Annotated in this window: 17 protein-coding genes and 1 tRNA gene; 15 read left to right on the forward strand and 3 right to left on the reverse strand. The window is 63.8% G+C overall.

Features of this window, described 5'->3' with window-relative positions:
* Positions 1 to 171 precede the first annotated feature (171 nt).
* The 8 genes from AAID08_RS25775 to AAID08_RS25810 all read left to right on the forward strand — a co-directional run bounded on the left by AAID08_RS25775 (position 172) and on the right by AAID08_RS25810 (position 10,353).
* Positions 172 to 1,188, forward strand: a complete 1,017-nt coding sequence (locus tag AAID08_RS25775) for a 2-dehydro-3-deoxygalactonokinase (RefSeq protein ID WP_395757087.1) — start codon at positions 172 to 174, stop codon at positions 1,186 to 1,188.
* Positions 1,185 to 1,838 carry a 2-dehydro-3-deoxy-6-phosphogalactonate aldolase gene (locus AAID08_RS25780; RefSeq protein WP_336235233.1) on the forward strand — a complete coding sequence of 218 codons (654 nt, stop codon included), beginning with the start codon at positions 1,185 to 1,187 and terminating at the stop codon, positions 1,836 to 1,838. The genes AAID08_RS25775 and AAID08_RS25780 overlap by 4 nt, the downstream gene beginning before the upstream one ends.
* Positions 1,835 to 2,983 (forward strand): galactonate dehydratase, encoded by a 1,149-nt coding sequence (gene dgoD / locus AAID08_RS25785; protein ID WP_006391563.1) that lies wholly within the window; start codon positions 1,835 to 1,837, stop codon positions 2,981 to 2,983. The genes AAID08_RS25780 and dgoD overlap by 4 nt, the downstream gene beginning before the upstream one ends.
* 32 nt (positions 2,984 to 3,015) lie before the next feature.
* Positions 3,016 to 4,326, forward strand: a complete 1,311-nt coding sequence (locus AAID08_RS25790) for an MFS transporter (protein WP_395757088.1) — start codon at positions 3,016 to 3,018, stop codon at positions 4,324 to 4,326.
* Between the two features lie 235 nt (positions 4,327 to 4,561).
* On the forward strand, positions 4,562 to 5,272 hold the full coding sequence (locus AAID08_RS25795; RefSeq protein WP_054500557.1) for an ABC transporter ATP-binding protein: 711 nt from the start codon (positions 4,562 to 4,564) through the stop codon (positions 5,270 to 5,272).
* Positions 5,269 to 6,657 carry an ABC transporter permease subunit gene (locus AAID08_RS25800; protein ID WP_269873575.1) on the forward strand — a complete coding sequence of 463 codons (1,389 nt, stop codon included), beginning with the start codon at positions 5,269 to 5,271 and terminating at the stop codon, positions 6,655 to 6,657. Before AAID08_RS25795 ends, AAID08_RS25800 begins: the two co-directional genes overlap by 4 nt.
* A gap of 10 nt (positions 6,658 to 6,667) precedes the next feature.
* A complete protein-coding gene (locus AAID08_RS25805; protein ID WP_395757089.1) occupies positions 6,668 to 8,128 on the forward strand; it encodes an ABC transporter permease subunit in 1,461 nt (486 codons plus the stop codon).
* A gap of 41 nt (positions 8,129 to 8,169) precedes the next feature.
* Positions 8,170 to 10,353, forward strand: a complete 2,184-nt coding sequence (locus AAID08_RS25810; RefSeq protein WP_175189481.1) for a TonB-dependent siderophore receptor — start codon at positions 8,170 to 8,172, stop codon at positions 10,351 to 10,353.
* Positions 10,354 to 10,386: 33 nt separating this feature from the next.
* On the opposite strand, the gene AAID08_RS25815 is transcribed toward AAID08_RS25810, so the two are convergent.
* The 3 genes from AAID08_RS25815 to AAID08_RS25825 form a co-directional block, all read right to left on the reverse strand.
* Positions 10,387 to 11,586 carry an MFS transporter gene (locus AAID08_RS25815; protein ID WP_054414716.1) on the reverse strand — a complete coding sequence of 400 codons (1,200 nt, stop codon included), beginning with the start codon at positions 11,584 to 11,586 and terminating at the stop codon, positions 10,387 to 10,389.
* 436 nt (positions 11,587 to 12,022) lie between these two features.
* Entirely contained in the window at positions 12,023 to 13,912 is a 1,890-nt protein-coding gene (htpG, locus tag AAID08_RS25820; protein WP_063587946.1) for a molecular chaperone HtpG, read from the reverse strand.
* Positions 13,913 to 14,207: 295 nt separating this feature from the next.
* Positions 14,208 to 15,593 carry a DKNYY domain-containing protein gene (locus tag AAID08_RS25825; protein WP_395757090.1) on the reverse strand — a complete coding sequence of 462 codons (1,386 nt, stop codon included), beginning with the start codon at positions 15,591 to 15,593 and terminating at the stop codon, positions 14,208 to 14,210.
* A gap of 174 nt (positions 15,594 to 15,767) precedes the next feature.
* Here AAID08_RS25825 and AAID08_RS25830 point away from each other — a divergent pair, with 174 nt between their 5' ends.
* The 7 genes from AAID08_RS25830 (at position 15,768) to AAID08_RS25860 (ending at position 21,838) form a co-directional block, all read left to right on the forward strand.
* Positions 15,768 to 17,159: a nucleobase:cation symporter-2 family protein gene (locus AAID08_RS25830; protein WP_269873569.1), complete on the forward strand. Its 1,392-nt coding sequence runs from the start codon at positions 15,768 to 15,770 to the stop codon at positions 17,157 to 17,159.
* A 118-nt stretch (positions 17,160 to 17,277) separates the two neighbouring features.
* Positions 17,278 to 17,362, forward strand: a tRNA-Leu gene (locus tag AAID08_RS25835).
* A gap of 243 nt (positions 17,363 to 17,605) precedes the next feature.
* Positions 17,606 to 18,016, forward strand: coding sequence for a hypothetical protein (locus tag AAID08_RS25840; RefSeq protein WP_395757845.1), 411 nt, complete (start codon positions 17,606 to 17,608; stop codon positions 18,014 to 18,016).
* A 650-nt stretch (positions 18,017 to 18,666) separates the two neighbouring features.
* A complete protein-coding gene (locus AAID08_RS25845) occupies positions 18,667 to 18,900 on the forward strand; it encodes an antitoxin VbhA family protein (protein ID WP_051644215.1) in 234 nt (77 codons plus the stop codon).
* A gap of 154 nt (positions 18,901 to 19,054) precedes the next feature.
* Positions 19,055 to 20,038: a hypothetical protein gene (locus AAID08_RS25850; RefSeq protein WP_395757091.1), complete on the forward strand. Its 984-nt coding sequence runs from the start codon at positions 19,055 to 19,057 to the stop codon at positions 20,036 to 20,038.
* Positions 19,989 to 21,161 (forward strand): hypothetical protein, encoded by a 1,173-nt coding sequence (locus AAID08_RS25855; RefSeq protein ID WP_395757092.1) that lies wholly within the window; start codon positions 19,989 to 19,991, stop codon positions 21,159 to 21,161. Before AAID08_RS25850 ends, AAID08_RS25855 begins: the two co-directional genes overlap by 50 nt.
* Positions 21,158 to 21,838, forward strand: a complete 681-nt coding sequence (locus AAID08_RS25860; protein WP_395757093.1) for a hypothetical protein — start codon at positions 21,158 to 21,160, stop codon at positions 21,836 to 21,838. Before AAID08_RS25855 ends, AAID08_RS25860 begins: the two co-directional genes overlap by 4 nt.
* The last annotated feature ends 406 nt before the right edge of the window (positions 21,839 to 22,244 follow it).

The raw sequence follows: 22,244 nt of genomic DNA on the forward strand, positions 1-22,244 counted from the left end.
GAGATTTTTCAAGCGCTGATCTAGAATTTTTCCCAGCCCGTCCGCCGCCGCCCCGGCGCCGTCGCGGGCCTGACGACAACAAGGCTGGCCAGCCCCTGCCTGCCGCGTACGCCGCGAATGCGCGCGCCCGCGTCCGCAGCGCGCCGCCGGCCCGAGACGAGACAGATTCTGATGACAACCGGATCGCCTGCCCGCGCGGCTCTCATAGCGCTGGACTGGGGCACCTCTTCGTTGCGCGCCTACCGCCTCGATGGCGCCGGCCGCACGCTGGATACCCGCCATCTGCCGTGGGGCATCATGCGCCTGCCGCAACCCTTGCAGGACGGCGCCGCCACGCCCAGCGGCCAATCGGGCTTCGAACTGGCGTTCGAGCAGGCCTGCGGCGACTGGCTGCGGGCAGAGCCCCATCTTCCCGTGATCGCTTGCGGCATGGTCGGCAGCGCGCAAGGCTGGCGGGAAGCCGCCTACCTGGACGTGCCGGTAGCCCTGGAACGCATCGGCACCCTGCTGACCCGCGTCGAGCGCAATGGCGCCACGCCCGTGCACATCGTGCCGGGCCTGATCCAGCGGCATGGCCTGCCCAATGTGATGCGCGGCGAAGAAACGCAGGTCTTCGGCGTGCTGTTCGACCAGGCCGACGACCCCGCCGACAGCGTGCTGATCGGCTTGCCCGGCACCCATTCGAAATGGGTCAACGCGCGTCGCGGCCAGGTCACGCATTTCGACACCTTCATGACCGGCGAGGTTTACGCCGCGCTGCGCGGCCACACCATCCTGGGCCGCACCATGGTCGAGGCGCCGACCTCCGACATGGCGGCCTTCGAGCGCGGCCTGAAGGTGGCTGGCGTGCCGGCCGGCCGCGCCGGCGTGCTGTCGACGATCTTCAGCACCCGCGCGCTGGGGCTGACCGGCGAACTGGCCGGCGTGGCGCAGGCCGATTACCTGTCGGGCCTGCTGATCGGCCATGAGATTTCCGCGCTGGCCGACATGCTGCGGTTGCAGGGCGAGCTGCCGCGCATCGTGCTGTGCGGCGACGACGCGCTGTGCCAGCGCTACATCCTGGCGTTGCGGCACTACGGCCTGGGCACGCCGCGACTGGCGCAACACGCCACCGAACGCGGCCTGTGGCACCTGGCGGTTTCCGCCGGGCTGGTGCCCGCCCCCTCTTCTTCCGAGACCACATCATGACCCATACCGGACTGCAAACCGCCATGGCCCATTGCGGCCTGATCGCCATCCTGCGCGGCATCACGCCCGCCGAGGCCGTGCCCGTCGCCCAAGCGCTGTACGAGGCGGGCTTTCGCCTGATCGAGGTGCCGCTGAATTCGCCGGAACCGCTGGCCAGCATCCGCGCCATGCGCGACGCGCTGCCGGCCGACTGCCTGGTGGGCGCCGGCACGGTGCTGAACCCCGATGACGTGGCGCGCATCAAGGACGCAGGCGGCGAACTGATCGTCATGCCGCACAGCGACCTGGCCGTGGTGCGCGCGGCCAAGGCCGCCGGCCTGGCCTCGTGCCCCGGCGTGGCCACGCCGACCGAAGCCTTCGCCGCGCTGGCCGTCGGCGCCGACGTGCTCAAGATGTTCCCCGCCGAACAGCTCGGCCCGGCCGTGCTCAAGGCCTGGCGCGCGGTGATGCGCCCGCCGATCGCGCTGGTGCCGGTGGGCGGCATCACCCCCGACAACCTTTCCACTTACGCCCAGGCGGGCGCCAGCGGCTTCGGCCTGGGCTCCGCCTTGTACAAACCCGGCCTGTCGGCCACCGAAGTCGGCCAGAACGCGCGCGCTTTCATCGCCGCCTGGCAACGCGCCTATCCCGCCCAGGAGACCCAAGCATGAAGATCACCAAGCTCACTACCTACATCGTGCCGCCGCGGTGGTGCTTCCTGAAGATCGAGACCGACGCCGGCATCGTCGGCTGGGGTGAACCCGTGGTGGAAGGCCGCGCCCACTCGGTGGCCGCCGCCGTCGAGGAACTGTCGGACTACCTGATCGGCAAGGACCCGCGCAACATCGAGGACCACTGGACCGTGCTGTACCGCGGCGGCTTCTACCGCGGCGGCGCCATCCACATGAGCGCGCTGGCCGGCATCGACCAGGCGCTGTGGGACATCAAGGGCAAGGACTTGGGCGTGCCCGTGTCGCAACTGCTGGGCGGCAACGTGCGCGACCGCATCCGCGTGTATTCGTGGATCGGCGGCGACCGACCCGCCGACACCGCCGCGGCCGCCAAGGGCGCGGTCGAGCGTGGCTTCACGGCCGTCAAGATGAACGGCACCGAGGAACTGCAGTACATCGATTCGTTCGACAAGGTCGAGAAGTGCCTGGAGAACGTGGCCGCCGTGCGCGATGCGGTCGGCCCCAACGTCGGCATCGGCGTCGACTTCCACGGCCGCGTGCACAAGCCGATGGCCAAGGTGCTGATGAAGGAACTGGACCCGTTCAAGCTGATGTTCATCGAAGAGCCGGTGCTGAGCGAACACTACGAGGCGCTGAAGGAACTGGCGCCGCTGACGTCCACGCCGATCGCGCTGGGCGAGCGCCTGTTCTCGCGCTGGGACTTCAAGCGCGTGCTGGCCGACGGCTACGTCGACATTATCCAGCCGGACCCGTCGCATGCCGGCGGCATCACCGAAACGCGCAAGATCGCCGCCATGGCCGAGGCCTACGACGTGGCGCTGGCGCTGCACTGCCCGCTGGGCCCGATCGCGCTGGCCACCTGCCTGCAGATCGACGCCGGTTGCTACAACGCCTTCATCCAGGAACAGAGCCTGGGCATCCACTACAACGCCGCCAACGATCTGCTGGACTACGTCAGCAACCGCGAGGTGTTCGCCTACGAGAACGGCATGGTCGCGATTCCGCAGGGCCCCGGCCTGGGCATCGAGGTCAACGAGGAATACGTGAAAGAACGCGCGGCGGTAGGCCATCGCTGGCGCAACCCGATCTGGCGCCACGCCGACGGCAGCTTCGCCGAGTGGTAAGCCGGTAGAAAAAAGCGAAAGAGGAGACCCCCTTGACCACCGCCACCCACCCGGGCCTGCAAAGTGCCCAGCGGCCGACGCGCAGCCGCTATCTCATCATGGTGATGCTGTTCATCACCGTCGTCATCAACTACCTGGACCGCAGCAACCTGTCCATCGCCGCGCCCGCGCTCAAGGACGAGTTCGGCCTGGACACGGTGCACGAAGGCCTGATCCTGTCGGCCTTCGGCTGGACCTACGCCGCCATGCAGATCCCCGGCGGCTGGCTGGTGGACCGCGTGTCGCCGCGCGTGCTGTACGCGGCCGCGCTGATCCTGTGGTCGGCGGCGACGTTCTTCATGGGCTTTGCCGGCAGTTTCGTGATCCTGTTCGTGCTGCGCCTGGCCGTGGGCGCGCTGGAGGCCCCGGCCTATCCGATCAACAACCGCGTCGTCACGACCTGGTTCCCGGAAAAGGAACGCGCCACCGCCATCGGCTTCTACACCTCGGGCCAGTTCGTCGGCCTGGCGTTCCTGACGCCGGTGCTGGCCTGGCTGCAGCACCACTACGGCTGGCACATGGTGTTCGTCAGCACCGGCCTGCTGGGCATCGTCTGGGGCGTGCTGTGGTACCTGATCTACCGTGAACCGCGTCAGTTCAAGGGCGCCAACGCGGCCGAAATCGAGCTGATCCAGAAAGGCGGCGGCGTCGTGGATCTGGACAAGCGTGTGACCGAGAAGAAGGCGCCGTTCAACTGGAACGACCTGGGCCTGGTGATGAGCCAGCGCAAGCTGTGGGGCGTGTACCTGGGCCAGTTCTGCCTGACCTCGACGCTGTGGTTCTTCCTGACGTGGTTCCCCACCTATCTGGTGAAGTACCGCGGCATGGACTTCATCAAGTCGGGCTTCCTGGCGTCGGTGCCGTTCCTGGCGGCGTTCATCGGCGTGCTGTGCTCGGGGGTGCTGTCGGACTTCCTGATCCGCCGCGGCGCCACCGTGGGCCTGGCGCGCAAGCTGCCGATCATCCTGGGGCTGCTGATCTCGACGTCGATGATCGGCGCCAACTTCACCGACTCGACGCCATGGGTGATCTTCTTCCTGGCGCTGGCATTCTTCGGCAACGGCCTGGCGTCGATCACGTGGTCGCTGGTGTCGGCGCTGGCGCCGGTGCGGCTGCTGGGGCTGACCGGCGGGGTGTTCAACTTCGTGGGCAACCTGTCGTCGATCTGCACGCCGATCGTGATTGGCTTTCTGGTGTCGAAGGACAGCTTCGCGCCGGCCATCGCGTATGTGTCGTCGCTGGCGCTGCTGGGCGCGCTGTCGTACATCCTGCTGGTGGGCAAGGTGGAGCGGATCGAGGCCTGATCCGCGCGGCGTCGCCGCCGCACCGCAACCGCAACGAAGGGCGCCCACGTGGGCGCCCTTCTGCTTTGTGTCGTCGATTCGAGCGAAGTTCCGCGCGAGGTATGGCAGTATAATCACGTTATGTTATATCATATCTATTGATAGCCGTTCCCAACTCGACCGCCAAGTCACCCGACCGGTCCGCCCCACCCCTCCCCTTGTTCCCCCCGCATCTTCCGACGAAGAAGGACTCGCAGTGCTCGAAGCCATCGGCCTGACCAAACGCTACGGCGACCAGATCGCGCTCCACCCGCTGGATCTGCGCATCGAGCCGGGCGAAATCTATTGCCTGCTGGGCGCCAACGGCGCCGGCAAGACCACCACCATCAACCTGTTCCTGAACTTCATCGCGCCCGACGGCGGCCAGGCCCTGATCCACGGCCTGGACGTGGCGCGCGAACCGCTGGCCAGCAAGCGCCACGTGGCCTACATCCCCGAGCAGGTGAACCTGTACGGCACGCTCAGCGGGCTGGAGAACCTGCGCTACTTCGCCGCGCTGGCGCTGGGCGAGGCGCCGCCGCGCACGCGCCTGCTGGAACTGCTGGCCGAGGTCGGCCTCGACCCGGCCGCGGCCGACAAGCGCGTCGCCGCCTATTCCAAGGGCATGCGTCAGAAGGTCTGGATCGCCGTGGCGCTGGCCAAGGACGCGCGCGCGCTGCTGCTGGACGAGCCCACCTCCGGCCTGGACCCGTCCGCCGCCGCGGAATTCACCCGCCTGCTGCAACGCGCGAGCGAACGTGGCGTGGCGATCCTCGCCACCACCCACGACCTGTTCCACGCCCGCCAGACCGCCACCCGCGTCGGCATCATGAAGCGCGGCCGGCTGGTCGAAAGCCTGGACAGCCGGCAGATCGACGACACCGACCTGCAGGCGCTGTACCTGGCGCACATGAGGACCGGCGCATGATTCTGCTGATTGCCCTCAAGGACCTGCGCGAACGCCTGCGCGACGGGCGCCTGTACTGGGCTGGCGGCATCGTCGCGGTGCTGCTGCTGACCGCGCTGTCGGTGGGCTACCTGCACCAGCAGGAAGCGCGCGCCGAGCAGGCCGCGGCCCAGAACACCGACTACGGCGATTGGCTGCGCCAGGGCGCGCGCCATCCGCACGATGCCGCCCACCAGGGCATGCACGTCTTCAAGCCCGACACCACGCTGGCGCTGCTGGATCCCGGCATCAATCCGTACATCGGCAGCACCGTGTGGCTGCAGGCGCACCGCCAGAGCGAGGTCAAGTTCCGCCCGGCGCAGGACGCCACCGGGCTGCAGCGGTTTGGCGACCTGTCGGCCGCCTGGATCCTGCAGGCGCTGGGACCGCTGCTGGTGATCGTGCTGGGCTTCAACGCGTTTTCCGGCGAGCGCGAGCAAGGCATCCTGCGCCAGACGCTGAGCCTGGGCATCGCCCCGTGGCGCCTGCTGTGGGGCAAGGCCACCGCCCTGGCCATGAGCCTCGGCCTGCTGCTGGTGCCGGCCGCGCTGGCGGCCGTCGTGGCGGTGTGGCTGGCCGGCGGGCGCGCCGACGCGCTGTGGCGCTTCGCCGTGCTGGCGGGCGGCTACACGGTGTACCTGGCCATCTTCATCTTTGTCACGCTGGGCGTGTCGGCGGCGGCGCGCTCGTCACGCGTGGCGATCACGGTGCTGCTGGCGCTTTGGATCGCCAATACGGTGATCGCGCCGCGCGTCATGGCCGAACTGTCGCGCGGCCTCTATCCCAGCCCGACCCGTCTCGAATTCAACCAGGCCTTGCAGGACGACCTCAAGGCCACCTCGGACCGCGTCTGGATGCAGGCCTTCGGCACCACCGAGCGCTGGAGCCGCGACGTGCCGCTGAACAAGTGGGGCCTGGCGCTCAAGCTCGACGACCAGTCCAGCTACGCCGTCTACGACCGCCACTTCGGCCGCCTGTGGGACACCTGGGAACGGCAGCAGACCGTGCAGGAATCGGCCGGCTGGCTGATGCCGCTGCTGGCCGTGCGCGCGCTGTCGGCCGCCATGGCCGGCACCGACTTCGCCCACCATCGCGATTTCACCACCGCCGCCGAACGGCAGCGCCGCGTGATCCAGGACATTGTCAGCGCCGATCTGGTGGCGCACGCCGACACGCAGGAACACCTGCATTTCTCGTATCAGGCCAGCCCCTCGCTGTGGGCGCGGGTGCCGCCCTTCAAGTACCAGCCGCCCGCCGCCGGCTGGGCGTTGCACCACGCGCGCCTGAGCCTGCTGATGCTGGGCGCCGCGCTGCTGCTGAGCCTGCTTTTTGCCTGGCGCGCCGTGGCCCGCCAGACCGCCCTGTAGGAGACCCCTGGTGCACGATACGCAATTTCGCCGCTTCGGGATGGTCCTGCGGCACGAACTCCGCCTGCTGACGCGCGAGCGCGCGTTGTGGCTGTGCGGCCTGCTGTTCCTGCTGCTGGTGGGCTATGCCGTCTTCAACGGCCTGCTGCAGACCTCGCTGCGCGACGAGGCCCAGGCCGCGCTGGCGCGCGCCGATGCGCAGAACCGCGCCGGCCAGCTTGCGCAGCTACAGCGCATCATGGACGGCAGCGAAACCCCCACGCCGTTCGGCAACCCGGCCAGTCCCGCCAACATGGGCGGGGGCCTGGGCTCGCACTACGCCATCATGCCCAGCGTGCCGCTCGCGCCCGTGGCGCTGGGCCAGACCGACCTGTTCCCTTCGCAGTTCAAGGTGACCTACGACAGCAAGGTCAACTTCATCCACAACAACGACATCGAGAACCCCTGGCACCTGCTCAGCGGGCACTTCGACCTGGCGTTCGTGGTGGTCTACCTGCTGCCGCTGCTGATCTTCGCGCTCGGCCACAACCTGCTGTCCGGCGAGAAAGAGGACGGCACGCTGCGCCTGCTGCTGTCGCAGCCGCTGTCGCTGCTGACGCTGGTCAGCGGCAAGATTGTCCTGCGCGCGGCGGTACTGCTGGGCGCGGCCGTCCTGCTGCCGGTGGTGGCGCTGCTGATCGCCCGCCCGCAGGCCTTGCAGGCCGCCAGCGCCACGCTGTGGTGGGCGCTGCTGGTGGGCGCCTACGCGCTGTTCTGGTTCGCGGCCGTGGTGGCGGTCAATGCCTTCGGCAAGTCCTCGGCCGCCAACGCCATGATCCTGATGGTCGGCTGGGTCCTGCTGGTGCTGGTGGTGCCGGTGATCCTGAACCTGGTGGCGGCCTATGCCAGTCCGGCGCCGTCGCGCGCCGAGCTGGCCACGCGCACCCGCGTGGCGACGGCGCTGGCCATGCGCGACAACGCCGCCCTGCTGTCGACCGACTATGGGCACATGGACAGACCCGACGCCCTGATCCCGCGCGACGGCCACCTGGAAATCACTGGCCGCCCGCTGGGCCATGCGCGGGTCGAACGCCAGGTGGACGCGGCGATGCAGCCCGAGCTGGATCGCTTCGACGCGCAGATGGCGCGCCAGCAGGCGCTGGTCGCCCGGTACAGCGTGCTGTCGCCAGCGGCGGTGGCCTATGAAGGCATCACTGCGCTGGCCGGCACCGGGCAGCGCCGCCACGCGCACTTCATGCGCCAGATCGATGCCTATCACCGGGCCTGGAAGGATTTCTTCCTGCCCCGCATCGAGGCCAGCCGCGCCATCACGCCCGAGGACTTCCCCGGCATGCCGGTCTTCCAGTGGCAGGAAGAGGACCCCGCCGCCGTCCGCGGCCGTGCCCTGCGCGCGCTGCTGCAACTGCTGGCGCCCGCCGCGCTGCTGCTGGCGCTGGCTGGCTGGCGCCTGCGCCGCTATCGCGTGGTCTGACAGACAGGTTTTTCACCCCCATCGAGTTTCGGGAAAGCGTCATGAGAAGAGTCGTATCCACCGCCGCGCTCGCGGCTTGCACCGCCGTGCCCAACGTCCAGGCCCAGGAGGCCCAGGCGCGCGAGGCCGAACTGCCCAGCATCCGCGTCGAGGCCGCCAGCGACGCGGACAGCCTGCACCTGGACAGCCGCAGCAGCAGCGCCTCGCGGCTGGGCCTGACCGTGCGCGAAACGCCGGCATCGGTCGAGATCGTGTCGCAGCAAGCCATGCGCGAACGCGGCGCCGCCACCCTCAGCGAAGCCCTGCGCGGCGCCACCGGCCTGGCCGGCGGCGGCCCGCCGTCCTCGCCCACCACGCTGTCCTCGCGCGGTTTCACCGACATCCTGTATCTGTACGACGGCCTGCGCATGTCGGGCGCCGGTTCGACCAACCGGGTCGAGGACACCTGGAACTACGAGCGCATCGAGGTCCTGAAGGGCCCGGCCTCGGTGCTGCAAGGCGACAGCGCCATTGGCGGCATCGTCAATTTCCAGACCAAGCGACCGGACCGCGACAACCCCTCGCGCGAAGCGATGTTCTCGTACGGCAGCTATGGCAGCACGCGCACCGGCATCGGCCTGGGCGACAATTTCGGCGAGACCGGCGCCTATCGCATCGACTACAGCCACAACGACAGCCGCGTTGGCACCATCGCGCGCAACAGCAACAAGCTGGACCACCTGACCACCGGCGTGGCCTTTGACGTCGCGCCCGCCACCCGCCTGGACCTGTCATTCGACTACTCGCGCGACACCGGCCACGCCTATTGGGGCACGCCGCTGATCCCGCGCAGCCTGGCCAAGGACCCCACCGGCGTGGTCAGCACGCCCGACGGCCGCGTCCTGGACCGCGCGCTGGCTGGCAAGAACTACAACGTGCTCGACGATCGCAACGAGGCCGAGGCCTACTGGGTGCGGGCGCGGGTCACGCACCAACTGACGCCGTCGTGGACGCTGCGCAATGAGCTGGCGATGAACAAGGTCGACCGCCTGTGGAAGAACTCGGAATCGGCCACCTTCAGCGCCCCTGGCTCGATCGACCGCGACCAGACCATCATCACGCACCACCAGCGCTACCTGATCGACCGCTTCGACGCGACCCACAACGGCACCCTCGGCGGCCTGTCGAACAAATTCGTGATCGGTGGGGAACTCAGCAAGACCAGCCTGGACAGCGAACGGCGCTTCTCGAACCGATCTGCCAGCACCGGCGATGCCTTGCGCGTCTCGCTGTGGAATCCGGACGTGGGCTATTTCAACGACGACCCCGCGCTGATGAGCGGCCCAGGCAACCGCACCGATTTCACCACCGACGTGCGTGGCGCCGCGCTGTTCCTGGAGGACTCCCTCAAGCTGACCGACCGCTGGACCGTGGTCGGCGGCTACCGCTACGACCGCATCCGCGTCGAGCGCAGCATCACCGACCTGAACGCCGGCACGCACACCGCCTTCGGCACCCGCTACAGCGCCAACTCCATGCGCCTGGGCACGGTATACGACGTAACGCCATCGTCCTCGGTCTACGCGCAGTACACCAATGCCACCATCCCGGTCGGCTCCCTGTTCCTGCTGTCGCAGTCCAATGCTTCGTTCCCGCTGGCCAAGGGCGAGCAATGGGAGGCCGGTTTCAAGCAAAGCCTGGGCGACGTGGAATGGACCGCGGCGGTCTATCACATCAAGCTGGAGAACGTGTTGACGCGCGACGCCAACGACCCGCGCGTGACGGTCAACAACGGCCGCCAATCGTCGCGCGGCGTGGAGCTGTCGGCGGACTGGCGCGTCACGCCGCAACTGACCCTCTCCGGCAACATCGCGGCGCTGAACGCGCGCTTCGATTCGCTGACCGAGGCCGACGGCACCTCGCGCGTGGGCAATACCCCGCCCAATGTGCCCGAGCGCGTCGCCAACCTGTACGCCAACTACCGGCTCAAGGAACTGCCGATGAACTTCTTCGTCGGCCTGAACCACACCGGCAAGATCTACACCGACAACGCCAACCAGATCCGCATCAACGGCCACACCACCGTGGATGCGGCGGTCAGCTACCGCCTGCGGCCGGCGCTGATCACCTTCCGCGTGCGCAACCTGACCGACAAGCTGTACGCCTACTACGGCGGCCGGGCCACCAGCCAGGTGTTGCTGGCGCCAGGCCGCACGTACGAGCTGGGCGCGACGTTCGAGTTCTGACGGGACGAATCGCGATGTCGCCCCGCTTCACGCTCAGCAGCCCTGCACCGCCAGCTTGCGCTGGCGCTGGTTGGCGGCGCGCTGCCACAGCACCAGCACAAGGCCCGCCGCCGCGATGATTGCGCCGGCAATCGGCACCGCGGCATACCCCATCCCGGCCGAGATCACGCCGCCGCCGGCCGCGGCGCCCACCGCATTGCCCAGGTTGAACGCACCCACGTTCACCGACGAAGCCAGGCCGGGCGCGTCGGTGGCGGCGCGCATCACCCGCATCTGCAGGGGCGGCACCACGGCAAAGGTGCCGAAGCCGAAGATCAGCAGGCCGATCGCGGCGCCCACCGGGGTCTGCGCCAGCCACGGGAACGCCAGCAGATCGGCGATCACCAGCACCAGGAAGGCGATCAGGCTGCCATCCAGCGAGCGGTCAGCGAAGCGGCCGCCGGCGGTGTTGCCGACGGTGAAGCCGATGCCGATCAGGACCAGCATCGCGGTCACGAAGTGGGGCGACGCGCCGGTCAGTTCGGCCAGCGTCGGCGCCACATAGGTGTACAGCGTGAACATCGCGCCCGCGCCCAGCACCGTGGTCAACAGCGCCACCAGCACCACCGGAGTCTTGAGCACCGCCAGTTCGTGACGGATGTCCGGGCGCCGCCCGGCTTCGCCCGCCGGCAGCGCGAACCACAGTGACAGCATCGCCACCAGGCCGAGCACCGAGGTCGCGGCGAACGACATGCGCCAGCCGATCACCTGGCCCAGCCAGGTCGCCGCCGGCACGCCGCCGACGTTGGCGATGGTCAGCCCCAGGAACATCGTTGCCACCGCGCTGGCCTGCTTGTGGCGCGGCACCACGCTGGCGGCCACCAGCGAGCCCAGGCCGAAGAAGGCGCCATGGTTCAAGCTGGTCACCAGGCGCGCCAGCAGCAGCGTGGTGTAGTTGGGCGACAGCGCCGACAGCAGGTTGCCGAGCGTGAAGATCGCCATCAGCACGATCAACGCCTTGCGGCGCGACCAGCGCGACAGCGCCAGCGTCATCAGCGGCGCGCCGACCATCACGCCGATCGCATACGCGCTGATCAGCATGCCGGCGCTGGGGATGGATACCCCCACGCCGTCGGCGATCACGGGCAGCAGGCCCATGGGCGAGAATTCAGTGACGCCGATGCCGAAGGCGCCGACGGCCAATGCCAGCAAGGGCAGGCCGGCTTTCACCGGCGGGGTTTCATGGGTGGACATACGGGTTCCTTGGTTGGATGCGCCGACCAGGGAATCCAGCGGCGTCGCGGCAACGGCCGGCGCATGGGGCGGGTCTGATCGGAAGACAGGCGGCCAGTATGACGGGTATACCCTTACGGAAAAAGCGACTAAACGGGGAAAGACTTTTGACTTGGAGTCATGAATGACGTGGGGGGTTCGAGAGAGGAACGCCCTCGGCCCGTCAACGCCAAGCGTTTTACGCGCGCGGATTGCACAAGAAAAATTCCTGCTCGGTAATTTTTTCCACGGAAATCGCGTTGTTCATCAAGAAATTACCGAGCGGGAATATGCGTCGAGGACAACAGGGACCGGTTGCACGATTCCATCCCCAACGAGGTCGTCCGGCCCCAACCGCCGCTCGCCAATGAAAAAGGGCGCCCTCGCGGGCGCCCTTTTCCTGCCTTCGTACCGCCGCTTACTTCAGCAGCAACGCATTCAGCCGCTTCACAAACGCCGCCGGATCGGCGATCTGCGCGCCTTCGGCCAGCAGGGCCTGATCGAGCAGCAGGCGGGCCCACTGGTCGAACTCGCCGTCGTCGGCGGCGCGGATGCGGGCCAGCAGCGGGTGTTCCGGGTTGATCTCCAGCACCGGCTTGACGTTGGGCGCTTCCTGGCCGGCGGCCTTCAGCATGCGCAGGAGGTGCGGGCTGAGTTCGTTCTGGCCCACCACCACGCACGCCGGCGAATCCACCAGGCGCAGCGTGACGCGCACTTCCTTGACCTGGTCTTCCAGGGTCTTCTGCAGGCGCTCGACCAGCGGCTTGAAGTCCTCGGCCACTTCGGCCTGGTGCTTCTTTTCTTCCTCGTCGGCCAGCTCGGCCAGATCGAGGCCGCCCTTGGCCACCGAGACCAGCGACTTGCCGTCGAACTCACGCAGGTACGACAGCATCCATTCGTCGACGCGGTCGGACAGCAGCAGCACCTCGATGCCCTTCTTGCGGAAGATCTCCAGGTGCGGGCTGTTGCTGGCGGCGGCGAAGGTGTCGGCCGTGACGTAGTAGATCTTGTCCTGGCCTTCCTTCATGCGGCCCACGTAGTCGGCGAACGACACGGTCTGGGCCTGGTCGCCGGTGTGCGTCGAGGCGAAACGCATCAGCTTGGCGATGCGCTCCAGGTTGGCGTGGTCTTCGCCCGCGCCTTCCTTGAGCACCTGGCCGAATTCCGACCAGAACGTGGCGTAGTCTTCCGGCTTGTTCTCGGCCAGGTCTTCCAGCAGCGACAGGATGCGCTTGGCCGAACCTTCGCGGATGGCGCGCACGTCGCGGCTTTCCTGCAGGATCTCGCGCGACACGTTCAGCGGCAGGTCGGCCGAGTCGATCACGCCGCGCACGAAGCGCAGGTACGACGGCAGCAGCTGGTCGGCGTCGTCCATGATGAAGACACGCTTGACGTACAGCTTGACGCCGCGGCGGCCGTCGCGGTCCCACAGGTCCATCGGCGCGTGCTTGGGCACATACAGCAGCTGGGTGTATTCGCTGCGGCCTTCGACGCGGTTGTGGGTCCAGGCGAGCGGATCGTCGTAGTCGTGCGACACCGTCTTGTAGAACTCGCGGTACTGTTCCTCGGTCACATCCGCCTTGTTGCGGGCCCACAGCGCGTTGGCCTGGTTGACCGTTTCGAGTTCGTCTTTCTTGACCTGCTCGCCCTTTTCCGAATCCCACTCTTCCTTGGCCATGCGGATCGGCAGCGAGATGTGGTCGGAGTAGCGGCGCAGGATCTCGCGCAGCTTCCAGCCGTTGAGCAACTCGTCTTCGTCGGCGCGCAGGTGCAGCGTGACGTCGGTGCCGCGCGTGGCCTTGTCGGCGGCGGCGATGGTGAATTCGCCCTGGCCGTCGGATTCCCAGCGGATGGCGTCGGTGGCGCCGGCGCGGCGGCTGACCACCGTGACCTTGTCGGCCACGATGAACGAGGAATAGAAGCCCACGCCGAACTGGCCGATCAGTTGCGCATCCTTCTGCTTGTCGCCGGTCAGCTGCGAGAAGAACTCGCGCGTGCCGGAACGGGCGATGGTGCCCAGGTTGGCCACGGCCTCTTCGCGCGACAGGCCGATGCCGTTGTCGGAGATGGTGATCGTGCGCGCATCCTTGTCATAGCTGACGGTGATGGCCAACTCGCCATCGCCTTCCAGCAGCGCCGGGTTGTCGATGGCCTCGAAGCGCAGCTTGTCGCAGGCGTCGGATGCGTTCGACACCAGCTCGCGTAGGAAGATTTCCTTGTTGCTGTACAGCGAATGGATCATCAGGTGCAGCAGTTGCTTCACCTCGGCCTGGAATCCCAGGGTTTCGGACGTGGCGTTCTGGCTCATCGTTGTATGAAAAGTCGGAAAATTAGGGACAAAAGGAAGCCGGATCGCGGGGCACATGGCCCAGGCGTTTTCCGGGAAACCCTGTTGTGATGGGGGCCATCTGAAATATTTCAAGGCCCGGAGGGATACGGCGGCCATCCCGGCGCCTGCCCGGCGCGCGGTGACGGCCGACCGGCGCGGAGTCGCCCGGCGGGAAAACGGGCGAAAGCGGCCAAAGCGCGCTCAGCCCGGCAACAAAGCAACGGCTCCCGACCCACCGCGCGCGCGCAAACAAGCCCAGACCGCCGCCCCGGCCTCAATCAAAAAGGGACCAGATGCCGCTGCGATATCGCGTTTTGGCCTCCAGCACCGCGTCGGATTCGGGCGCCGCCAGCTTGCCGCTGCGCACCAGCTTGCGGATGTCATCCGCCTTGATCTGCCGGGTCTCCTGGGAGCGCAGCAGGAAATCCGCCGCGGCCGGATCCAGGATGCGATAGATCGGGCTGTGGATCAGTTGGGTCGCCCCCAGTTCGTCCAGGTAATAGAGCGCGTCACCATTGCGCCAGACCGAACCGTAGCCGTGATAGACGTCGCCCAGCTTGGCCCATGGCCCCGTGGGCGCATCCTTGAGCCGCAGGATCAGGGTGGACCTGGACAGCAGGCCGCCGCCGCCGCGCGAGCGGTTCCAGACTTCCTTGCTCTGGAAGAACAGCACCTGGCGGCCGTCCCGGAACACGTAGGGCGACAGCGCCGTGAAGCCGCCCGCCGCGAACGGATCGTCGCCGGCCCGCTCCACCGCGCGCTTTTCGCTGTTGTAGAAATAGACGCCGTCCTTGCTGGCGAACAGCGCATGGAGCACATGGCCGCCGGCCTCGTCCAGCAACCGGTATGGCGCATGCGCCGGGTCGAAGGCCCGCGCGCCCAGGTACACCATGCCGTCGCGCCGATCGAACAGATAGGGCTGGTTGTGGAGATTGCCGACCATGAAGGTGTAGAGCGCCGGATCGTCCGACAGCGGCAGCAGCGTCTCGCGGTAATAGACCCGGCGGCCATCGGCAAAGAAGTCATTGCCTGGCCGCGTCTCGCCGCGCTGGATCGCGGCGATGCGACGCAACCGCGCCGGATCCGCCTGCGGCATTGCGCGGCCTTCGTAAAACACGCGGGCGCCGTCGGTGGCCAACTGGCGATCGAGCAGCGGCCGGTAGGCTTGCGCGCTGGCCGGCAGGGCCAGGAACGGATACAGGTAGGTCTGCGGCTTGTCGCCCTTGCCGGCGCGGTACAGGAGCGTCTGCCAGAGTTCGTCCAGCCGGCCCAGTTCGTGATTGCGCTCGGAGGCGAAGTCGCAAAAGTAGGTGGCCGAGCCGTCGCTGAAATAGCTGTTGCCCAGGTAGCGCGTCGATGCGGGCCGCATGCCCGGCAGCACCAGGTTGCCGCAATACACGTGGCGGCCGTCACGCGCCGCCTGACGGCCGTCGTAGCGGCCCGTGTCGAAGGTCTCGAAACCCGCCGGATCCGCCTCGCGCATCCGGTAATAGCCGTTGCTGGGCACGGCCGCGTAGACCTCGCCCTGGTAGCGCTTGTAGATGCTGCTGCCGTAGGCCTCGCCATGGTCGATCGCGGCGAAATCGTCGCCACTGTCATCGATCAGCCAGACCAGCAGCATCATCGGCAGGATGGCCGTCAACAAGACCAGGACGATCACGATCCCTCGGGTGCGCTTGTGCATCGATTCCCGGGCCGGCGGCCCCTGGTTGGCGGATCAGAATTCTATCAAGCCCCCTGCCGCCACCCCAGGCAGACGCGCTGCGCCCGAGGGCCTTCCCCGCTAAAATGCCGCACTTTCCTCCCCTACCCCCTCCCCGGCCGGCTCCCTGCCATGCAACCCGCCTCCCTGACCCAACCTGCCTCCCACGGCGCGTCCAACGACGCCGAACCCCGCCACGACCTGGTCTACGGCCCCGACGACCGTCCCGCCGCCCCCGTCGCCTTCGTCGCCGCCCTGCAGCACCTGCTGGCCATCCTGGTCCCCATCGTCACCCCCGGCCTGCTGATCTGCCAGGCCCTGGGCGTGAGCAGCCGCGACACCACCCTGATCGTGTCCATGTCGCTGGTCATCTCCGGCATCGCCACCTACGTGCAGTGCAAGCGCTTCGGTCCGCTGGGCGCGGGCCTCTTGATCGTGCAAGGCACCAGCTTCAACTTCGTCGGCCCGCTGATCGCCGGCGGCTCGGTCATGGTCAAGCAGGGCACGCCGGTCGAGGCCGTCATGGCCGCGATCTTCGGCGTCGTCATCGCCGGCTCCTTCGTCGAAATGGGCATCAGCCGCATCCTGCCCTTCGTCAAGCGCCTCATCACCCCGCTGGTCACCGGCATCGTCGTGCTGCTGATCGGCCTGACGCTGATCAAGGTCGGCCTCATCAGCATGGGCGGCGGCTACGGCGCCATGGCCAACGGCACTTTCGCCAGCGCCGAGAACCTGACGCTGTCGGGCCTGGTGCTGGGCACCATCATCCTGCTGAACCGCGTGCCGGTGGTGTGGATCCGCAGCACCGCGCTGGTGCTGGCGCTGGCGGTGGGCTACATCGCCGCCGCCTACATGGGCCGCCTGGACTTCACCGGCGCGCGCGAAGCCGCACTGTTCCAGGTGCCGATGCCGCTGCACTTCGGCCTCGGCTTCTCGTGGGCGCTGTTCGTGCCGATGCTGATCATCTACCTGGTCACCTCGCTCGAAGCCATCGGCGACGTCACCGCCACCAGCAAGGTCTCCAAGCAGCCGGTCGAAGGCCCGCTGTGGATGCAGCGCATCAAGGGCGGCGTGCTGGTCAACGGCGCCAACTCGCTGCTGGCGGGCATTTTCAACACCTTCCCCAGTTCGGTCTTCGCCCAGAACAACGGCGTCATCCAACTGACCGGCATCGCCAGCCGCCACGTCGGCGTGTGGATCGCCGGCATGCTGATCCTGCTGGGCCTGTTCCCCGCCGTCGCCGGCGTGCTGCAGGCCGTGCCCGAACCCGTGCTGGGCGGCGCCGCCATGGTCATGTTTGGCGCCGTGGCCGCCTCGGGCATCAACATCCTGGCCGGCATCCACCTGGACCGCCGCGCCCTGCTGATCATCGCCGTGTCGCTGGCCCTGGGCCTGGGCGTGTCGCAGGTGCCCGAGATCCTGTCACACCTGCCGCACGCCGTGAAAAACGTGCTGGAATCGGGTGTTGCCACCGGCGGCATCTGCGCGCTGGTCATGAACTGGTTCCTGCCGGAAAAGAAGTAAGCAAGCGGGCCGGCGCGCCCCGCGCTGGCCGCTGGCCTGACAATTTTTCCCAGACCGCATATAATCGCGGTCTTCGCTTTACCCGCGACCGTCGCCTGGACGGCTCCGCGACCAGCCTGCCCGGGTGGTGAAATTGGTAGACGCAGGGGACTCAAAATCCCCCGCCGCAAGGCGTGCCGGTTCGATTCCGGCCCCGGGCACCAGATTGAAAAAGCCGCTCCTGCAACGCAGAGCGGCTTTTTGTTTTGGTTCAGTGCATGGTTCTGCAATAGCAGTGCAACGGCATCCCCTTACACACCAAGCCCGTCTACATCTGTATCTCCAGATCAGCCTCGCTCTTCTATACGCGCACCTCGGCGGATACGCGTACAACAATCCATGCGGCTCCGGTCACTGCAAATTGGTTCGACAAATGGTTTGAGCAGGCGCTGGCCTACATCCTTGAAATTGCCATCACAATGGTTGTCGTGTCTGTCGGTGTGGCGCTATTCAAGGCGCTGTTCGACAGGGTAATAAGTACGACCACCGACAATCCCATCAGCTCGTTTGTGCAGATCATCGTTCTTGCCTTGATCATCTTCTTCGCGCAGAAAAAAACGAGTGGCTTAGGGGCGAGACTGGCTGGCGGCATCGCCTTTGACGTTGTGACATTCAGGAGCATGGCGCAGGGCATTGGCAACGTGGTGAATCCTAAGACGACTCGCCGCGATATGCAGTCGGGCATGATGGTTACTGCTGGCCGAACCAACCACATGATTGCAGGCAACACCATGTGGAACCCAGCCTATCGGCAACACGTCTTGCAGAACATGGGCAAGAGGGGGCCGGCAACGGGCGGCTCCATCAACGGTAAGTGATGCGCATGTTGCGTCCGCATCGGCCTCGCCATCAGCGAGGCCTTTTCATTTATGACCGCACATATCTCCGCGCTACGCTTGGGCAACCCCTTCGGTTGCATCCCGCGTCCGTTCTTGCCGGACTGGCCGCGGGGGCAGGCCCAGCGGCTTCGCCTTGTTCCTCCCCCCGGCCGACAGGCTGCATAGCTTCAAGAGGCATCAAGGGTAAAGGCTTCGCCCGGGATCCTCACCCGTTCCCTGCGCTGCGCTTCGGGCTGCGGCTTCTGGTCCCGCCCTTGACGCCTCTTCCGGCCAAACGGCGTTAGTAGCGGTGCTATCAAGCGGATGACGGGTCAAGGGGTTGGTGCGGCCCGCAGCCCACAGGGCGAGGACACGGCCCCTTGACGCGGCAGGAGCGCCCCACGCTATGCCCGGGAGCAGGAGTTCCGGGCCAAAGGCCCGCAACCCCTGCTCCCGAGGCTCCCGCCGGCGAGGGTGGAGAGTCCAGAGAGGCAAAGCCTCTTTGGAAACTACGGCTAGTACGCAGCCGATATTGGGGTCCATAGCAGGTAAAACAAGACACTCAGCGCGCCACCTCTGTGGCTACGTGTACCTAAACCAAATTACCCATACTTCTTGTAAGATCGAGTTACCTACGGCAAGGAGGCACCATGGCAGGCACGGGTAAATGCAGGCAACAGCCCCACAAAACCATATCGGATACCGAACGCAGCCGCCGGCAATCGGCAGTTAACTATGCGCGGGCCTCCGTCGGTCTAGAAGGTTTCTCGCTCAGTGAAGCAGATGAGGCCCACGCTCAGCGTTTCGTCGATGGTCAGATAAGCCTGCAAGAGTTTGTGCAGCCGCGCGCTGACGCATTAGCACTCCCAAAGTCTTCGTCATGACGAAGAAATTTAGGATTTGGGGACTAGTGCAGGATAGGCTCTCGCCGGTATTTGCATTACAGCAAATCAAAAACGCGTTTTACTGCAGTGAAGTTCGCTTAGTGCAATAGCACCCCTATCGTTCACACAGTATCTACATCTGTAGAGGAGAAGCATGGCTGAGACTATAAATATTTCAAAAATGGCCGAGAAATTGTCCAGAGAAATGTTCGGTGAATTTCTCTGGCAGCGGATGGAGCATACAAATATTAATTGGCCATGTGAAAAGCAAGACAAGCACAATGGTAAAACGCACCCGTCTGACGTAGTCTTCTACTACGATGAGCCGTACACCCAAGCGCGAACCTACATAAACTGCGATCTGAAGAGCTATGCAAGAGGATCCATTACCTCCACCTCTATACGCACTGCGATAGAAAGCCTTGCCAGAGCTCTTTCATGCGCCGAGGTAAGTGACGATTTCAGAGAAAAGTTTATTCACGACCACGTATCTCCCGAAATTTGTGGTCTATTGTTCGTTTATAACCATGACGGAGAGTACGACAAAGATTTTGACACTCTCATTGATCAGATAAAGAACGAAGATTTAGAAATACCTCCTAATTCAAAAATTGTAGTTTTAGGCCCCTCCGACATTTTTTGGTTAAACAATGTTCACCACGAAATTGCCTACATGCGAGGCAGTTCGGGGACAATCCCTGCGCGGGAGAATTGCAAATATTTCTATCCCAATTTAGTGCGTCGGAAAAACATCCAGCCGGAGAATGCTAAAGCGGCAACGTTAGAGATGCTGACGGCGCCGTGGATCATACTCAAATACACACACCCAAAAAAGAATTCCGAGCAAGGTTTTGTTATTTTTTACCGCAAGCGAGGCGAGTCCGTTGACGAGTTTCTATACCTGATCGACTACCTAATGCACTATCAGGTACTTAACGGAACAAATACTGTACATATCAAAACTCTCGACTCACACCCTAGTGCATCAGCTTTCTTTGACAAAGCCAAACAACAGTACGCCGAGGAATACCATGGCGGGCAGGAAATCAAGGAGATTTTGGATTCCATTGAGTTCGGACAAATAAACAATGTCCGAACAAAATTCTCTGAGCTGGAGCTTTCTCGTGACAATGGCTAAAAATAACTTACTCTACTGCGCAACTGACAAAGAAATTTATGATGTTCTTATGTCTGCGAAACAGCGAATAAATTCTGGCGTTGTCTTAGAACTAGCGAAAGATCGAAAAATTTTTTATTCTCCATCGGATAGCCGCGAAGACCTGATCCACCACCTATCTCTACTTCCGCACGGTTACCACGAGCTGAATGTAATTTTAGAGCAGAGAGAGCACGCCGGGAGAGCTGAGAAAATCACCTCTGTCACCTTGAATGCTGACTTAACTGTAGATGAGCTGAAGGAGATCGCAAAAGAGTATGTAAAAGACTCTCCTGAGGACGAGAAAGTAACGACATTCACCAAAGGTGGGGACAAAGTATTCGTTAACGTCAGATATTCTGACGTTGACTATGGAAAGACGAGGCTCGTACAGCGCACGCCTAAAGAAGCAGGAATCGAATTTCATGTTGAAGCGGGCAAAACTGTCGTCAGAATGCCCGCTAATGCTAAAGCCAAAGAAGTCCTAAGCAAACTTCGAGAAAAGCTAGAGCACAAGCGCAAAGCTGAAATTCCCCTCGAGCGCATCGAAATCAGTGACTTCAATTCATCAGAAGCAAGAACAGAGTTTTTCACTAGGCTCATCACCAATCTTGAGGGATTCCGACTTGATAACGTGACAAGCGTTAAAGTGGAACCAATTAGCAACCTTGCCTCAGAAGATGATCTTGATCTTGAGGATGATCAGAGCAAAGAAGAAGCAAAAGAGCAGGCTCTGGCCTTAGTACGGAATGTTGCACTCAAGGGCGAAACACTTTTAGCATCGGAGGAGTACCAAAGCCTCCTCAAGAAAGGATTCTTTATTACCTCAATAATATGGCGATCCTTGCTTCTCAATGACGCTGCGCCAATAATAGAGTTCGAGGCAGCATTTGAAGACCCGGAGCTTGGAAAGGGCTTCAAATATCATGTTCGTGGTGCGCTAAATATTACAGGCGGAGAGTACACAAAGACCCTTCGGCCTTTACCGGCAGAGGACAAGGAAAAATATATCGCCATCCTCGAAAAGACAGCCCGTGACACAGTCGAATCAATTAGGGCTGGTTTGACCGAAGACTCAGAGGAGACGGAAGGAGGGTCAAAATGAATGGAGCACGGTGGGCCGCTGCTGAATTGCCAGTTTCTATACGTACTCTAGGTGCACGCCTCAAGAGTCTACCTTTCACCACCGCATCACTTGACGGATTTTCAGTCGATCGCGTGCGCGACGATTTTCTCGATGCTACGTATATCGAGAAAATCACGACTCAAGACTTAGTTACGGACCCATTTGGAGGGGAAGAGCTAATCGAGCGGATCAGCTACAAACGAAGCCCTTTTTCTCTTTACTCCGATTTCCCAAATCTTGAGATCAAATCAGTAGATAGAAGCAATAGAGATTTGATTAACAAGCTTCTGGAAATTTGCAATTTTAAACTCAGCTTAGTTGTCCCTGACATTAATCCAATAAAGTGGATTGAATGCTTGAACTTTTCTCTTGACGAACCGGCCATAATTGAATCGTTACAGATTTCTGATTTGGACGTAATGCCTGGAGTCACGGCGAAGGCCCTATTAAGAGGAACTAAGGACGTGCGGGTAGCACTGGACCACCTAACTCAGAAAAAAAGATACTCGTTGGACAGAATTCAAGCAAAGATATCAATTGACTCCCGACCGACAACCATACAACTGTCCAGTAAAGGTTCGGCCAAGTTTGGTAATGAACACGCTAGCACTCTAAGGCCAGCGCTAAGAGAAGCGTTGAAATTGGCATTGCAATAGACGAGTAGTTTACATCCTCATATATCCAAAGCGGAGTGTAATAAATGAACGCAGAGTCAAATTTTCTAAGAGCAGAGTTGGCTCGCCGTATACGCACTATTTCTCCGCCAGAGTGGCAGGAGTTCTCCAATCTCTGGATGGCATTCAATGCGATATATGGAGGAGAGCCTGACAGGAAAGAGCGAGCGCGCGTTATCGCTTCTATTCGGAGAAATTTAAATAACAGTCAAGCACTCAAAGTTCTGCGCAGCATCCCAAAGTCTGTTGATCGACTGCTAAGTGTTCCGCCGGGAAACATGATGATCGAGGCGTGGAACCCAGCCTTTCGTACAGCATCGCAAAGATATGCCGCGATGTATCAAAACAAAAACGAGACGCCCGTTAGCAGATTGGCCGCAGTGGCCGC

This window comes from Achromobacter sp. EB05, from assembly GCF_044232075.1.
Classification (GTDB): domain Bacteria; phylum Pseudomonadota; class Gammaproteobacteria; order Burkholderiales; family Burkholderiaceae_B; genus Achromobacter; species Achromobacter dolens.

What these genes read in the sequence shown, in the direction of transcription:
- AAID08_RS25775 (WP_395757087.1), top strand. Translation starts at nt 172, where the DNA reads ATGACAACCGGATCGCCTGCCCGCGCGGCTCTCATAGCGCTGGACTGG.
- AAID08_RS25845 (WP_051644215.1), top strand. Translation starts at nt 18,667, where the DNA reads ATGGCAGGCACGGGTAAATGCAGGCAACAGCCCCACAAAACCATATCG.
- AAID08_RS25800 (WP_269873575.1), top strand. Translation starts at nt 5,269, where the DNA reads ATGATTCTGCTGATTGCCCTCAAGGACCTGCGCGAACGCCTGCGCGAC.
- AAID08_RS25815 (WP_054414716.1), bottom strand. Translation starts at nt 11,586, where the DNA reads ATGTCCACCCATGAAACCCCGCCGGTGAAAGCCGGCCTGCCCTTGCTG.
- htpG (WP_063587946.1), bottom strand. Translation starts at nt 13,912, where the DNA reads ATGAGCCAGAACGCCACGTCCGAAACCCTGGGATTCCAGGCCGAGGTG.
- dgoD (WP_006391563.1), top strand. Translation starts at nt 1,835, where the DNA reads ATGAAGATCACCAAGCTCACTACCTACATCGTGCCGCCGCGGTGGTGC.
- AAID08_RS25860 (WP_395757093.1), top strand. Translation starts at nt 21,158, where the DNA reads ATGAATGGAGCACGGTGGGCCGCTGCTGAATTGCCAGTTTCTATACGT.
- AAID08_RS25780 (WP_336235233.1), top strand. Translation starts at nt 1,185, where the DNA reads ATGACCCATACCGGACTGCAAACCGCCATGGCCCATTGCGGCCTGATC.
- AAID08_RS25855 (WP_395757092.1), top strand. Translation starts at nt 19,989, where the DNA reads ATGTCCGAACAAAATTCTCTGAGCTGGAGCTTTCTCGTGACAATGGCT.
- AAID08_RS25830 (WP_269873569.1), top strand. Translation starts at nt 15,768, where the DNA reads ATGCAACCCGCCTCCCTGACCCAACCTGCCTCCCACGGCGCGTCCAAC.
- AAID08_RS25810 (WP_175189481.1), top strand. Translation starts at nt 8,170, where the DNA reads ATGAGAAGAGTCGTATCCACCGCCGCGCTCGCGGCTTGCACCGCCGTG.
- AAID08_RS25850 (WP_395757091.1), top strand. Translation starts at nt 19,055, where the DNA reads ATGGCTGAGACTATAAATATTTCAAAAATGGCCGAGAAATTGTCCAGA.